The sequence below is a fragment of the Paenibacillus polymyxa genome (assembly GCF_001719045.1).
Taxonomy (GTDB): domain Bacteria; phylum Bacillota; class Bacilli; order Paenibacillales; family Paenibacillaceae; genus Paenibacillus; species Paenibacillus polymyxa_B.
Genome location: NZ_CP015423.1, coordinates 477,631 through 491,799, shown reverse-complemented (window position 1 = coordinate 491,799; position 14,169 = coordinate 477,631). Strand labels below are relative to the sequence as shown.

The following is a 14,169-nucleotide window of genomic DNA, read 5'->3' as shown; positions in this document are numbered from 1 at the left end:
CATGCTTAATTTTATAAACCTCGTATCGACTTGGGCCATTCCGGTTATTCTCGCTTTTATTCCTTTATATGCATATGCTAAAAAGGTACCTGTCTACGATTCTTTTGTGGATGGAGCCAAAGACGGCTTTTCTACCGCCATCAGCATTATTCCTCATCTCGTAGGCATGATGGTGGCGATTAGCATTTTTCGAGCATCCGGCGCTTTAGACTATTTGATCTCCTGGGTAACCCCATGGATTAAACACTGGGGTGTACCCGGTGAGGTACTGCCTTTAGGCTTGCTTCGTCCATTGACGGGCACCGGTTCACTTGCGTTCACGACGGATCTAATTCGCACTTATGGCCCGGATTCCATGATCGGTCGGATCGCCTCAACGATTCAGGGCAGCACAGACACGACGCTATATGTGCTAACTGTATATTTTGGTGCGGTAGGTATCCGCAATGGACGGTATGCTTTGAAGGTAGGACTATTTTCAGATGTGGTTGGTTTTGTGGCAGCCATTGCCATTTGCCTGCTTGTATTTTAATTTCTGCATCGTTTTTTGAACGGGGGTTGTGATTTTGCTCATGGATGGGTATCATTAGCATGAGGTGAATTAGCGAACATGGAAAGATTGCAGAAAATATTGGCCCAAGCTGGTGTAGCTTCCAGACGTAAATGTGAGGAGCTTATTCAGGCGGGCAGCGTGGAAGTGAACGGGGTTGTCGTAACTGAACTGGGAACGAAGGCAGACCCTGATCAAGATATGATTACGGTAAAGGGACGCCCGATCAAAACCGAGAAAAAAATCTATCTGATGATGAACAAACCTAAAGGAGTCATTACGAGTGCTTCCGATCCGGAAGGCCGTAAAATCGTGTCAGACTATCTGAAAGGCGTTAAGGAACGCGTATATCCGGTAGGACGTCTCGATTACGACACCGAAGGACTGCTGTTGCTTACCAATGATGGCGAGTTCGCCAATCTGCTCACCCATCCCAAGCATCATGTGCCCAAGACATATGTGGCAACTGTCAAAGGCGTTCCGCATGGTACTGAGCTGGACAAGCTGAAAAAAGGAATCGTGCTGGAAGATGGCATTACTGCACCAGCCGAGGTAGAATATAAAGATGTAGATCCGAATGGTAAGGAGTCTGTGATCCAGATTACCATTTATGAAGGTAGAAATCGCCAGGTAAGACGGATGTTTGAGGCCATTTCACACCCGGTCATCAGACTCAAGCGGATTGCCTTCGGTGATCTTTTGCTACAAAACTTGAAGCGCGGTCTGACCAGACCCTTAACCAAGGACGAAATCAACCGTCTCATTCAACTTGCCAAATCAGACAACACGAAAAAGAAACGGACAGGACGGGGGTCATAACCCCGGCCTTTTTGGTGTAAAGAGACTATTGGATGAGAGTAAAGTTTGACCAAGCACGGGAAAATAGTAAAATAGAGAGAATGGTTTTTTTAGCGAAGGGGCTGGGAATATGTCAGAACAAAGCAACCGCATATTAATTGTAGATGATGAAGAACGCATTCGCCGCCTTCTGCGGATGTATCTGGAAAAAGAAGGATATGCAATTGACGAAGCTGAGGATGGTGAGATTGCCCTCCAAAAAGCGACTGCAAGCGATTACAGCATTATTTTACTGGATGTAATGCTTCCGGGGATGGATGGGATTGAGGTGTGTACACGGCTGCGTCAGACTAAGTCTACACCTGTAATTATGCTCACTGCCAAAGGTGAGGAAGTGAACCGTGTACAAGGCTTTGAAGTCGGAGCCGATGATTATGTGGTTAAGCCCTTTAGCCCGCGAGAAGTCATTTACCGGGTGAAGGCGATTTTACGCCGTTCGTCGGAAACTGCCTTTTTAACGAAAGAGGCGGTACCAAGCAATAGTATTGTTTTTCCGAATCTTATCATTGAGCATGATGCGCACCGGGTAACTGCGGGCGGGATTGAAATCAGTCTCACGCCTAAAGAGTACGAGCTGTTGCACTATTTGGCGGTGTCGCCAGATAAAGTCTTCTCGCGTGAGGAACTGCTGAAAGACGTTTGGAATTACGAATTTTTTGGTGATCTGCGCACTGTGGATACGCATGTGAAACGGCTTCGTGAAAAGCTGAATAAGGTATCGCCAGAGGCAGCGGCTATGATTACGACCGTGTGGGGCGTAGGTTATAAGCTGGAGGTTCCAAAATAACGTGAACTTCTGGAGATCGCTGGTAGGCAAGCTGTGGATCACCATCATTTGTCTTGTAGGCTCTGTGCTTATTTTTCTAGGGCTTTTTTTATTGCCGTACATCAACAGAAATTTTGCGGCGTATGAATCGACGGAAATCAAGCATTTGTTCACCTATACATGCATTGTCGGATTTTTATTGACGACCTTTTTTGCCTTATTCCTTTTTACTAAAATCACACAGCCTATGCAGCTGTTGATTCAGGCGGCGAATGCGATTCGTGAGGGAAGGTATGATACTCGGCTTTCGCTGGTGACCAGTGACGAAATTGGAGAACTGGCGAAAACTTTTAATCATATGTCTACGGAACTGGAAGCAACGATCCGCAGTCTGAATGAGGAAAAAAACCATTTATCCAGCGTACTGCGAAGCATGTCTGATGCCGTAATCACCTTCGACAGAAGCGGACAAATCATCTTGACGAATCCGCCGGCACAAAGTCTGTTGGATATCTGGAAAAAGCTGGAGTGGCAGGAGCGTGATCTGGAGGAGTTTGGAGCTTCTGTACCTGAGCCTTTGCAGTCTCTGTTCCATACTGTTATGGACAGGGGAGAGGATGTCGGAGACTATATCCATGTCAAGAAGGGCTCCTGGTCGGTGCAGATGGCTCCTCTGTATACGGATAATGCAATCCGCGGTGCAGTAGCTGTGCTTAGAGATATTACGGAAGAAGTGAAGCTGGAGAAGATGCGGAGCGATTTTGTGGCCAACGTATCTCATGAAATCCGTACACCTTTATCTATGATGCAGGGCTACAGTGAGGCGTTGCTGGATGGTATGGCGGGTTCCCCTGAAGAATCCGAGGAGCTGGTACAGGTCATCCATGATGAATCATTACGCATGGGAAGGTTAGTCAAGGATCTGCTTGATCTGGCCCGAATGGAGGCTGGTCATACAGACATGCACCGACAGGAAGTGGATGTGAATGAGCTGATCGAGCGTGTTCACCGTAAATTTACGGTACGTTCAAAGGAACAGGGAATGACACTCGATTACCATGAGCAAGGCCAACGTTTACTGCTGCCTGAGGCAGATGAAGACCGACTGGAGCAGGTATTGACCAACTTGCTGGATAATGCATTCAGACATACACCCGGCGGGAAAAAGGTTACTATTGCGGCGGATCGAATTTTGGGAGAACGGCATGAGTTAATCCGTATTCGGATTAAGGATGAAGGTGTAGGCATTGCCAGCGAGGATCTACCTTATATTTTCGACCGCTTCTACAAGGCAGATAAGGCCAGAGTACGTGGTGAGGATAAAGGGACTGGTTTGGGGCTTGCTATTGTAAAGAACATTGTAGAGGCTCACGGAGGCTCTGTCTCTGCTACAAGCGTATTGGGGGAAGGGACGGAATTTACTATTTTGCTGCCGATCTCCAACAAAACAAAGCTGGGTCTGTAACAGAATTATAAGCCCCAGCTGATATACCCCGGTTTGCAGGCATCCTCGGAAGAGGGTGCTTTTTGTTGAAAAATCAACATTTATCTTGTTCAACGTGGAACATCCTGTTTCATGCATGATGATTGCTCTCATGACAGATAACGGTATAAGAGAAAAAGACGCCTGGGTAGCCAGGCGCCTCTCTTTATTATAAAACCATGGACTTCTCAATATTGTCTGGAACTAATTTAACACTACTTCTTGGGCAGTATTTAGTTCTGGCAAACCAACGAGTTGAATCAGCACGTCTTTTGGTACAGCTTTATCAACGGTCAGGATCATGATGGCTTCACCGCCGACAATTTTACGCCCTACTTGCATGGAAGCGATATTGACGCCGTTCTCGCCAAGCAAGGTGCCGACACGACCGATAATGCCTGGTTTATCATTGTGGGAGATGAGCAGGAAATGAGCTTCCGGTGCCACATCTACCGGGAACTGGTTCAACCGAACAATACGTTCGCCATAGCCTGCCAGCAGGGTGCCAGATACACGTTGCTCTTCGCCGCTCTGCGTCTTGAGTGTAACGGTAATCAGGTTGGTAAAACCCTTGGTGGCGGGCGCCTGAGATACGACAAGATGGATGTCACGTGTTTTGGCCAGATGTACAGAGTTTACAATGTTCACATCGCTGCCCAGATGACGGCTAAGAACACCTTTCAAAATATACCGTGTCAGCGGCTGTGTATCCACAGAGGACAAATCGCCAGCGTAATCTACCTGAATTTCACGTACAGCCTGATTCGTGATCTGAGCGGCAAAGCTGCCCAGCTTTTCTCCAAGCGAGAAATATGGCTGCAATTGCGTCATGACGTTGGATGGTACTGGAGGCATGTTGACCGCATTTTTAAAAGGCTCATCACGCAAAATATGCAGCACTTGCTCGGACACATCGATAGCTACATTTTCCTGAGCTTCGACAGTCGAGGCACCCAGATGTGGTGTGACGATAATTTTCGGATGACTCAGGAATGGGTGATCCTGTGCTGGCGGCTCTGACTCGAATACGTCAAAGGCTGCACCGGCAACGATACCTTCATCAATGGCTTCAACAAGAGCCATTTCATCGATAACTCCACCCCGGGCACAGTTGATGATGCGCATTCCTTTTTTCATCACTTCAAACTGTGGACGAGCAATCATATGTTTCGTTTCCGGTGTTAATGGTGTGTGTACGGTCATAAAATCTGCGTTGCGGATAATTTCGTCCACGCTCGCCAGCTTAATGCCCAGCTTCTCAGCGCGTTCTTCCGTTAGAAATGGATCATAGCCGAGGATGCTCATGCCAAATGCTTTAGCACGTTTAGCCACCTCACTGCCGATACGTCCCATGCCGAGGACTCCAAGTGTTTTGTTACGCAGTTCGACACCGAGGAATGTTTTACGATCCCATGTACCGCCAATGGTTTTGGCATATGCCTGTGGAATATGACGTGCTAGAGCCATCATCATCGCAAAAGTGTGCTCACAAGTCGTAATCGTGTTGCCGTCAGGAGCGTTAATAACGATAATCCCGCGTTGTGTTGCTGCTTCGAGGTCGATGTTGTCCACTCCGACCCCAGCTCGCCCTACAACCTTGAGGTTCTTACCTGCCGTCATGATGCGTTCGGTAACCCGAGTTTGGCTTCGAACGAGTAATGCGTCATAGTCACCAATAATTTGAACCAATTCATCCTCGCTGAGACCTGTGTTCTTGTCCACCGTGACATCGTCTGCATCCATCAGCTGCTGGATGCCCAGGTCACTGATCGGATCGGATACTAACACTTTAAACATTTGGTTTCCTCCTCAAAGTTAACTTCTTTTATGGACAGGATGTACTTCAAACTGAAATACATTCCATAAAGAACATGAAAAAACTTGAAATGCTTCTAAAAGTACAGGTGAGCGGTGTAAAATACTAGTGTGATAACGCATTGACGCAGAAAAGGGATAAAATAGTATTATGCACCAAACTGACGATCAAAAGTCTTACGCGGAGGCGCTTTGCGGTTTTCGGGCATCAAAAAAACCCCCGAATCACATACTATCTCCATAGTAAGGGACGAGAGTTATCGTGGTACCACCCTAATTCGCAGCCATTTCGCAATGGACTGCCTTCAGCGGTCATAAAATGACCGAAAGGATAACGGTTTTCTGCCGATTGCATCTAATGCCGGGAAGTATTCCACAGACCTCGGTGCAATAACTCAGGAGCGCTGAAAGTAGTTACTTCGTCACCGGCTTCCACCCAAGCACCGGTTCTCTGAGGACGAAATCAATACCTTTTCTCCATCATTGTTGTTGTCGATAATAATTTTTTCATAATGTATCATGGCTTACATGGGCATGTCAATAGGACATGCGACATGTGTGGATAGCCGTCTAGATATATAGCTACAGAATTCGGAAAATTAAGATTTAAGTCTTCTTGAATCCGCCCGACTTTTTGGCTATGATGCTAAAGAAGACTATGCAGAGGACTAACTAACTATGAAAAAGCTTAAAGTGAAATGGAAAAGAGCGCAAATTCATGAATTAAACGACCGCTTGCTGCTTTACAATTTGTATCTAACTCAGGGGCTGACCCTGCTGATTGGCGCAATCTGGATATTTTTTCAGAAAAGAAATGTGTTAGAACTATTTGCATTGCCGAACACTCTGCACGTCTTATGGTGGGGATTGGGATTGGCCGCCGCTATGTTACTTGTGGATCTGTTGCTATCCCGGATTATGCCTGAGGATGCTATGGATGACGGTGGTATTAACCAAATGCTGTTTCAAAATCGTCCGGTGTGGCATATTATTTGTATAGCAGCTATCGTCTCTATCTGTGAGGAACTCTTGTTCAGAGGTGCGATTCAGTACAGCTTTGGTCCTTATTGGACAAGCATTTTGTTTGCGGTGATTCATATCCGATATTTACGGCATTGGATTCCCACTGGCTGGGTTTTTCTTAGCAGTTATGGATTGGGCTACATATATGTGCAGACCGGTAGTCTGTGGGCACCGATCATTTGTCATTTTGTGATTGACCTTATATCTGGCTTAGCGTTACGTTTTCGGAGGTATGAAGAATGAATCAGGAACTTAGCAGAGTGCAGACCTATGGTAGCCGTCGAAATGGTCGCAAAGGCAAGGAGGAGGACAGGTCAAAATCTAAACCAGTTCGCTCCCGTGCTTCACGGCCCGTGCCAGAATTGGCTCACGTTGCCGCTGTACCAGAAGTTGCTGTGACGATGGAGGATGACACTCCTGCCAGTGAGTACCGAACGCGGGCGGAAATGTTTCCGTCCCGCCGTATTCGGGTAAGTAAGTGGTTTTTAAATTTTTTGAGTACCCTTTTTGTGCTGATTACTGCAGCGTTACTGTGGTGGGGCATCAAGGGTGCACCACCCATCAGTGAAATGCTTTGGTAAAGGCGCAAAATGATACGGTAAAAAGGCCTCCGTCTCCGCATGAATAGCGGAGAGTGGAGGCCTTTATTGCATCATCTACAGTTAAGACTGAGTATACGCAAGTGTCTATTTGCTAGCAGGAACCTCAATGCTTTGAGGATCAACAAATTGGTAACCCTTTTGCTCGAGGCGTGTCAATAGACTGTCCAGAGCCTCAGCTGTCCATGGCAGTTCATGCATCAAAATATTGCTGCCTGGATGAAGTTGTTCCGTTACGTTTTTGAGAAGTGCCTCCGTTTTATTAGGCTGATTCTTTTTCATTGTCCAGTCCAGAGAACCGACGGACCATGTCATGTATAGGAGACCGTTTTCCTTAGCGACCTTGCGACCTACGTCTCCGCCGGCACCATGAGGGGGACGGAAGAATACGGGGGCTTGTCCTGTAATGTCCTTAACAACTTTTTGTACCGATTCAATCTGTTTTTTGACCTCAGGCTCAGATTTATTCTTCAGCACGATGTGATCCCAGCTATGGTTGCCGATGGGCTGTCCACGGTCATGGATAAGCTTAAGCAACTCAGGATGCTCTTTTACACGGTAACCGTTTACGAAGAAAATCGCTTTCGCTTTGTGTTTATCGAGTACATCTATGATTTTGTTGATCATGGCTGCTTCCTTAGGACCATCATCAAAGGTCAGTAACACGACTTTTTTTTCGGTGCCTTGTTGGTTAGGAATTACATTGTAGGCTTTGTTCAAGTGATACATTTTGTTATTGGTAGTTGCAGATGTCGCAGCTCCTGTTTCGTTGCTTTCGCTGGTTTTATCATTTTGTGCATTGGTTTTACCCGCTGAGTTATGATCATCACTGCCTGCTTGCTTACTGCTGCTTTTTGGGGAAGAGACGCTGCTCTGATCTTTGGCGCTGTTACTTGAGTCAGACGCTACCGAATCCTGCTGTTTGCTTGTTGCCGCAGATTCCGGCTTGGTTGCAGTGCAAGCACTAAGCAGCAGACATGCGGTGAACAAAATGGCTGCTGTTTTTGTACCCATTATTTCATCTCACCTTCCTGTATTTTATACCGTATGAGTTTGTCACTACTGACGAACACTATGCTTGATTCTACCACAAAGGGAGGTTCTAATTGTGAAAACATCTTCATTTTTCCTGGGAATCGTCTTGGGCGCTGTAGCAAGCTCTTTGATCTCCCGCAACCGCGACATGTTGGGCTTATCCATGGACATGGGTGGAAAAAAAAGCGGCAATTTAGTGCAGAAAGCCCGTACTAAAATGATGGACGCGGCATTCCCCGGAATGGGCGAGATAACGCTAAATAAAGAAGACACCCATAAGGATCAAGACCATCATTCACCAACAGATAAAACCGCTCATAACGCCCATACTGCCAAGAACAAAGAAGAGAATATGAAGTTGATTAAAGACTTCATCAGAACAAGTCCCGATGTTAAGCGTGAGGTCGAGCAAATTTTGAAAGAAACTCATACAGCCGTACCGGGATTGTAACCCAGAAACCTTTATTCCGAATCATTTTGCGGCTTTTTTGTAAAAGCCGTTCAAATGATTCTTTTTTTTATCTTTTTATTGCGTGCATTTACGATTATAAAATGATAACATGATTACATAGAACCATTTTCATCACAGGCATCATAATTGCATCATAATCTGTTAATAACACTCGGCTGCCAGGAGGAGGGTCCAGTATGAAAATAGAAAGATTAAGTCAGGACAAGATACGGATTTTCCTTACCTTTGACGATTTGAGCGAACGCGGTATTCAAAAAGACGATATGTGGCAAGAAATTCCAAGAGTTCATGAGCTGTTTACCGAAATGATGGATCAGGCATACAGCGAACTGGGCTTCGACGCCACGGGACCGTTAGCTGTCGAAGTCTTTGCGCTTCCTGCTCAAGGAATGGTTGTTATCGTCACCCGGGGAAAATACGACCATCAACAGTATGGTTCGGGTCCCGATGAGGAGCTTCCAGAGGAAGTCTACGAAATGGAAGTCACGCTGGAGCATAGCGATTCCATCGTTTACGCGTTTAGCGATTTCGAAGTACTCATAGAAGCGGCTCATATGCTTCGTAGTAACACTACGGAAGCAGGTAAGCTGTATCATTATAGAGGAAAATGGATTCTGCACTTGGAACCAGAAGAAGTAGAGGAGTCCAAGCTTGCGGCTTTAATTGCGGTTCTTGCTGAATTTGGAGAAGGCTCATCCGTTACACCAGCTATGTTGGAAGAGTACGGCAAGCTGGTCATTCCTGAGCAGGCAGTTGCTGTCATCTGCACTCATTTTGACAGCCGTTCTTGATTCGTTTTATCGAAAGTGATATCGAAGTGAATTTGTCGGCTCTGCGCTAAAAGCAGGGCCGACTCATTTTTATGGAGGGATGATCGGTGCTTCTGTTTTCGGTTTTAGCGGCAGCCACAGCGCCGGGTCTCGCCTTATTGATGTATTTTTACTTGAAGGACAGGTATGATTCGGAGCCACTGCACATGGTTATTAAAGTGTTTTTGCTCGGCTTTTTGGTGGTTCTTCCTGTCATGATTTTTCAACGCGGGCTGCTGCTTTGGCTAGGGGATCACACGTTAATCCAGGTGTTCGGCATTTCAGCGGGAGTGGAAGAGTTTTTTAAATGGTTTCTGTTGTATCACATCATCTATAATCATACCGAGTTCGACGAGCCTTATGACGGTATTTTGTATGCGGCCGCAGTCTCACTCGGATTTGCAACAGTTGAAAATCTGTTATATGCGTGGGCGGGCCATGCTTCGATTAGCATGATGCTGATGAGATCATTGCTACCGGTATCAGGTCATGCGATGTTTGGTGTAATGATGGGCTACTACATGGGGAAGGCCAAGTTTTTAGAGGGCTTGAGGAGCAAATACATGTTGCTGCTGTCATTGGTGCTTCCATGGTTCTGGCACGGAGTATACGATTTGATTTTAACGAAATTTTCGCATGACTGGATCTGGTTTATCATTCCACTTATGGCATTTCTATGGTATGGAGGAATGGCGAAGATCAGTCGAGCTAATAACCGTTCTCCTTTTCGTTTGTTAAAACGGGAAGAAAAGGTTAACATGTAACAAAATGGGGCACACTGATCTGACAAACCTGTTAGAGAAAGAGGTGTCTTTTTTTTGCGTATAAAAGTAAGAATTCATTGTAAAAGATGTGGGGAACGTTTTGTGCTGAGAGGACGTATAGAGCAAGGACAGATTCAGACCGGCTTTAAACGCTGCATTTGCGATAACTGTGAGTTTATTGTTGAAGTCATGGAAAACCATGCATAAGAGAGCATTCTTCTTGTCACACTATCGGTAGTGTACTTGAAGAAAGGAGACTCCCAATATGTATAAGCGACTTAGTGCCGTATTGTTCCCGGTGGTTACCCTGATGATGATAGGAGCATTTGTGTGGGGTTATCAGCAAAGCCAGATGAGAAAAGAGGTGTCTCTTCAGGCAAATAGCATGTCGATAAAAGCGGAAAATCAATACCAGCGTGCGTTTCACGATTTGTCGTTTCATATGGATCAGCTGCATTCTCAACTCGGGAACGCGGTTGCTGTCCATAATACTTCACACGCGATGCACCGCAAATGTTTGATGAACGTGTGGAGGATTGCAAGTGAGGCCCAAAATGAGGTTAATCAGTTGCCTCTGAATGTAATGCCTTTTAATCATGCCAAGGATTTACTGTCACATCTATCCGCGTTTTCGTATCAGACCGCTGTCCGTGATCTGGACCACGAACCATTAAACGAGAAAGAAATTTCGAACCTGAAAACGTTATATAACAATTCCAAAGAAATTTCGAAAAACATGCAGGAAGTGCAGCAAAAGGTCCTTAGCAAAAATTTGCGATGGATGGATGTAGATATGGCGGCAGGTTCGCAAACTGGTCCGAAGGACAACACCATTATTGATGGCTTTAAAACCGTGGACAAAAAGGTGGAAAACTACAAGGAGCTGGATTGGGGACCGTCTGTAGCCAGCATCTATGATAAACGCTCTGTGAAAAAATTGAGTCTCCCGGCAGTGAATGCAGAACAAATTAAACGAAATGCCGCTGAATTTACAGGAAAACCGGAAAGTCAGATCCGTGTGAACGAAAACGGTAAAGGAACGGAATGGGCATCTTATACAGCTACCCTGCTAAATAAGAAGCAACCCGTGGCCAGTATGGATTTTACGAAAAAAGGCGGCAAGCTTATTTCTTATCATGACATGAGAGCTGTAGGTCCTAAAAAAGCAACACGTAATGAAGCGATTCGCTATGCTAGTGAATACCTTGAACAAAAAGGTTACAAAGGAATGAAGCCAGTTGCGTATGATGAGAGCGGGAATTTAGCTAATATTACATTTGCGAGCCAACAAGGGGACGTGATTATCTATCCAGAAAAAATCACAGTCAGATCAGGCCTTGATAACGGACAAGTGATCGGTTTTCAATCCAGTGATTATGTGTATGAGCATAGTCATCTCCGCCGCATTCCGCAAGCGAAATTGAATTTGAATGCAGCACGAGCAAAATTGAATCCTGAGTTTCGTGAAACTTACCACCGTAAAGCTTTAATTGAAAATGAACTTTCGAATGAAGTTCTGTGTTATGAATTTGGTGGTAAAATCAATGGTTCCGTTTACCGGATATATATTAACGCCAATACGGGGATGGAAGAAACGATTGAAGAGGTTAAAGATTCAGATGAACCTCAGGTTACTGCAAGTAATGCGTAGTTGATTACATGAAAATGAATCAATAGTCACTCTAAACCTCCTTCATGAAGGAGGTTTTTTGTGCTTTAGTCATAGATCGAACAAATATAATGCTTAATATAGGCACAAAGTCGTGGTATTATATACCTTAATTAGAGCTTTTAATGGACAAGGATGGTGGATCATTTGTTTCCCAAAATTAATGATGTGTTATACATACAAGTGGCTGGTACTGACCATAAGGACGAGATTTTTGAATTTAAGTCTCGTATTGCAGAAGAGGAGCCACAGAACTTTTTAATTGAAATTCCTATGTCACAAACAAGTGGGCATTTGAAAAAATTGTTTCTAGGGGAAGAACTGTCTATATTTTTTATGAGCGAGGGTGGGATTAAAAATTATTTTAATACCCACGTTACGGGTTTTAAAGAGGATATCCTCCGGATGGTTCGTATCCACAAACCTGCTCCAGACAGCATCAGCAAAATTCAGCGCCGCAACTTTCTTCGGGTTAAGGCCAACTTGGAAATTGCAGTAAAGCATGGTGCGAACGAGTCCAGATTTGTAGCAGAGACACATGATGTAGGAGGCGGGGGTGTTTCTTTTCACACCCAGGGAACTCATCATCTTGAAGAAGGAGAATCATTGTCTTGCTGGATTTTAGTTCCATATAAAAACGGTACTCAGGAGCATGTTCCGTTCCAATCTGAAATTGTGCGCATTCAGCAGATGGAAAACGGTCGCAAACTCATTATGCTGAAATATGAGGAAATCGCTGATCAGGAGCGCCAAAAACTGATTAAATATTGCTTTGAAAGACAGCTGGAATTCCGGGGAAAATCTTAATCATCCGAAATTTTTCTTTTTTAGTAAACCTGTCGCTTATTTTGCATCGCCTATAAATGTGTGGTATAATTTTCACGTCGCAGGCAATGCCTGCTTTTTTCTTGAGGTTAGGTTAGGAGGAATTCCCTGTTGGCAAGGCAACATGTATCTTCAAGTAACAAAATAAATGTAGCCATTGATGGACCTGCTGGTGCAGGGAAAAGTACAGTGGCCCGCCTGGTGGCGAAAGCACTTTCTTATGTATATGTAGATACCGGAGCCATGTACCGAGCAGCAACGTGGTACATGATGCGTAAGGAAATTCCTGCAGAAAATGTACAAAAAGTGCTTCAACATGTACCTGAGCTGGTGATTGAATTAGTACCGGACCCCACAGGCCAAAAGGTTTATTGTAACGGGGAAGATGTAACCACTGTGATCCGTTCGATGGAAGTGACTAGCAACGTGTCACAGTATTCAAGTATTGCCGGTTTACGTACACGTTTGACTGAAAACCAGCGTGAAATGGCTGCGCGCAAGGGTGTCGTTATGGATGGTCGTGATATTGGAACAACTGTACTTCCCGATGCGGAAGTCAAGGTGTTCATGACCGCAAGTGTTCAGGAACGTGCCTCTCGCCGTTTTAAAGAACTGAGCGAAACTGATGATATCACTCTGGAGCAGCTAGAACGTGACATTGCGGCACGTGACAAGCTTGACGAGGAGAGGGAGGTATCCCCGCTTCGTTGCAGTGAGGACGCCATCGTGCTCGATACGACTCAAATGGGCATTCAGGATGTCGTTGATACGATCGTATCTTATTGCTTAACGGAGAAGGATGGAGAGATCAGCCAATGATATATACTGTATGCGCCAGTATTTTGCGTCTCATTTACCGCGTTCTGTTTAGACTTGAGGCGGTAGGCAGGGAAAATGTTCCTGCTGAGGGTGGAGTGCTGTTGTGTTCTAATCATATTAGTAATCTTGACCCTCCTACAGTCGGTATTTTGCTGAAGCGAAAGGTTCACTTTATGGCAAAAGCCGAGCTGTTTAATGTTCCTGTACTGGGTCCACTAATTGGGAAACTGGGAGCTTTTCCAGTCAAACGCGGTGGTGTAAGTAAGGAATCCATTAAGCTGGCATTGAACATTTTGCGTGATGGTAAGGTTATGGGGATCTTTCCCGAAGGCTCCAGAGGAGCTGGGGGAATCGGTAAAAAAGGTGCTGCAAGCTTTGCGCTACGCAGTGGAGCGGCTGCCGTTCCGGTCGCCATTATTGGTGATTACAAGCTTTTCCGTAAAACGAAAGTGTTATACGGTAAACCTGTCAATTTGGACGCTTACCAAAAGGGTGCCGATATCGAAGGAGATCCGCTTGAACTTGCAACAGAAGCAATTATGTCTCGTATTCGCACGATGAAGGAAACGGGTAAGCCTACGAATAACTGAAAGGCTTGCATGAATTGTGTCTAAGCTCGGAAAACTAGAACAAAAGTTTATTTATGTTTTGAACTCTGCCATGCGCAGGTTTAAATAAATGG

The 14,169-nt window shown here is 45.2% G+C and carries 15 protein-coding genes and 1 other annotated feature; of the genes, 13 read left to right on the top strand and 2 right to left on the bottom strand.

Annotation, left to right across the window (positions count from 1 at the left end; translation table 11 throughout):
• Position 1: 1 nt before the first annotated feature.
• From AOU00_RS02350 to AOU00_RS02335, 4 genes are all read left to right on the top strand, one after another.
• Positions 2-532, top strand: coding sequence for a spore maturation protein (locus tag AOU00_RS02350; RefSeq protein WP_013310760.1), 531 nt, complete (start codon positions 2-4; stop codon positions 530-532).
• 78 nt (positions 533-610) lie between these two features.
• On the top strand, positions 611-1,369 hold the full coding sequence (locus AOU00_RS02345) for a pseudouridine synthase (protein WP_023989197.1): 759 nt from the start codon (positions 611-613) through the stop codon (positions 1,367-1,369).
• A gap of 109 nt (positions 1,370-1,478) precedes the next feature.
• On the top strand, positions 1,479-2,195 hold the full coding sequence (locus AOU00_RS02340) for a response regulator transcription factor (RefSeq protein ID WP_039271023.1): 717 nt from the start codon (positions 1,479-1,481) through the stop codon (positions 2,193-2,195).
• Between the two features lies 1 nt (position 2,196).
• Complete coding sequence (locus tag AOU00_RS02335; RefSeq protein ID WP_061829231.1) at positions 2,197-3,639, top strand: ATP-binding protein; 1,443 nt, start codon at positions 2,197-2,199, stop codon at positions 3,637-3,639.
• Between the two features lie 222 nt (positions 3,640-3,861).
• Here AOU00_RS02335 and serA read toward each other — a convergent pair whose 3' ends face one another.
• Positions 3,862-5,454 (bottom strand): phosphoglycerate dehydrogenase, encoded by a 1,593-nt coding sequence (gene serA, locus AOU00_RS02330; protein ID WP_039271025.1) that lies wholly within the window; start codon positions 5,452-5,454, stop codon positions 3,862-3,864.
• A 261-nt stretch (positions 5,455-5,715) separates the two neighbouring features.
• Positions 5,716-5,965: a binding site (T-box leader), on the bottom strand.
• A gap of 185 nt (positions 5,966-6,150) precedes the next feature.
• Here serA and AOU00_RS02325 point away from each other — a divergent pair.
• Together AOU00_RS02325 and AOU00_RS02320 are read left to right on the top strand one after the other, a co-directional pair.
• Positions 6,151-6,738: a type II CAAX endopeptidase family protein gene (locus tag AOU00_RS02325; RefSeq protein ID WP_061829230.1), complete on the top strand. Its 588-nt coding sequence runs from the start codon at positions 6,151-6,153 to the stop codon at positions 6,736-6,738.
• Entirely contained in the window at positions 6,735-7,076 is a 342-nt protein-coding gene (locus AOU00_RS02320) for a hypothetical protein (protein ID WP_039271029.1), read from the top strand. Before AOU00_RS02325 ends, AOU00_RS02320 begins: the two co-directional genes overlap by 4 nt.
• A 105-nt stretch (positions 7,077-7,181) precedes the next feature.
• Here the strand turns inward: AOU00_RS02320 and AOU00_RS02315 are convergent, their stop codons facing one another.
• The gene (locus AOU00_RS02315; RefSeq protein WP_069289832.1) at positions 7,182-8,108 is read right to left on the bottom strand and encodes a polysaccharide deacetylase family protein; all 927 of its coding nucleotides are present in this window, start codon (positions 8,106-8,108) and stop codon (positions 7,182-7,184) included.
• 94 nt (positions 8,109-8,202) lie between these two features.
• Here AOU00_RS02315 and AOU00_RS02310 point away from each other — a divergent pair, with 94 nt between their 5' ends.
• From AOU00_RS02310 to AOU00_RS02280, 7 genes are all read left to right on the top strand, one after another.
• A complete protein-coding gene (locus AOU00_RS02310) occupies positions 8,203-8,580 on the top strand; it encodes a hypothetical protein (RefSeq protein WP_039271033.1) in 378 nt (125 codons plus the stop codon).
• A gap of 197 nt (positions 8,581-8,777) precedes the next feature.
• On the top strand, positions 8,778-9,392 hold the full coding sequence (locus AOU00_RS02305; RefSeq protein WP_013310751.1) for a genetic competence negative regulator: 615 nt from the start codon (positions 8,778-8,780) through the stop codon (positions 9,390-9,392).
• Between the two features lie 86 nt (positions 9,393-9,478).
• Entirely contained in the window at positions 9,479-10,174 is a 696-nt protein-coding gene (gene prsW, locus AOU00_RS02300) for a glutamic-type intramembrane protease PrsW (RefSeq protein ID WP_069289831.1), read from the top strand.
• Positions 10,175-10,439: 265 nt separating this feature from the next.
• On the top strand, positions 10,440-11,825 hold the full coding sequence (ypeB, locus tag AOU00_RS02295; protein WP_061829227.1) for a germination protein YpeB: 1,386 nt from the start codon (positions 10,440-10,442) through the stop codon (positions 11,823-11,825).
• 165 nt (positions 11,826-11,990) lie between these two features.
• Positions 11,991-12,650 (top strand): flagellar brake protein, encoded by a 660-nt coding sequence (locus tag AOU00_RS02290; protein ID WP_069289830.1) that lies wholly within the window; start codon positions 11,991-11,993, stop codon positions 12,648-12,650.
• Positions 12,651-12,779: 129 nt separating this feature from the next.
• Positions 12,780-13,487 (top strand): (d)CMP kinase, encoded by a 708-nt coding sequence (cmk, locus tag AOU00_RS02285; RefSeq protein WP_039271040.1) that lies wholly within the window; start codon positions 12,780-12,782, stop codon positions 13,485-13,487.
• Positions 13,484-14,077: a lysophospholipid acyltransferase family protein gene (locus tag AOU00_RS02280; protein WP_013310746.1), complete on the top strand. Its 594-nt coding sequence runs from the start codon at positions 13,484-13,486 to the stop codon at positions 14,075-14,077. Before cmk ends, AOU00_RS02280 begins: the two co-directional genes overlap by 4 nt.
• Positions 14,078-14,169: the final 92 nt, after the last annotated feature.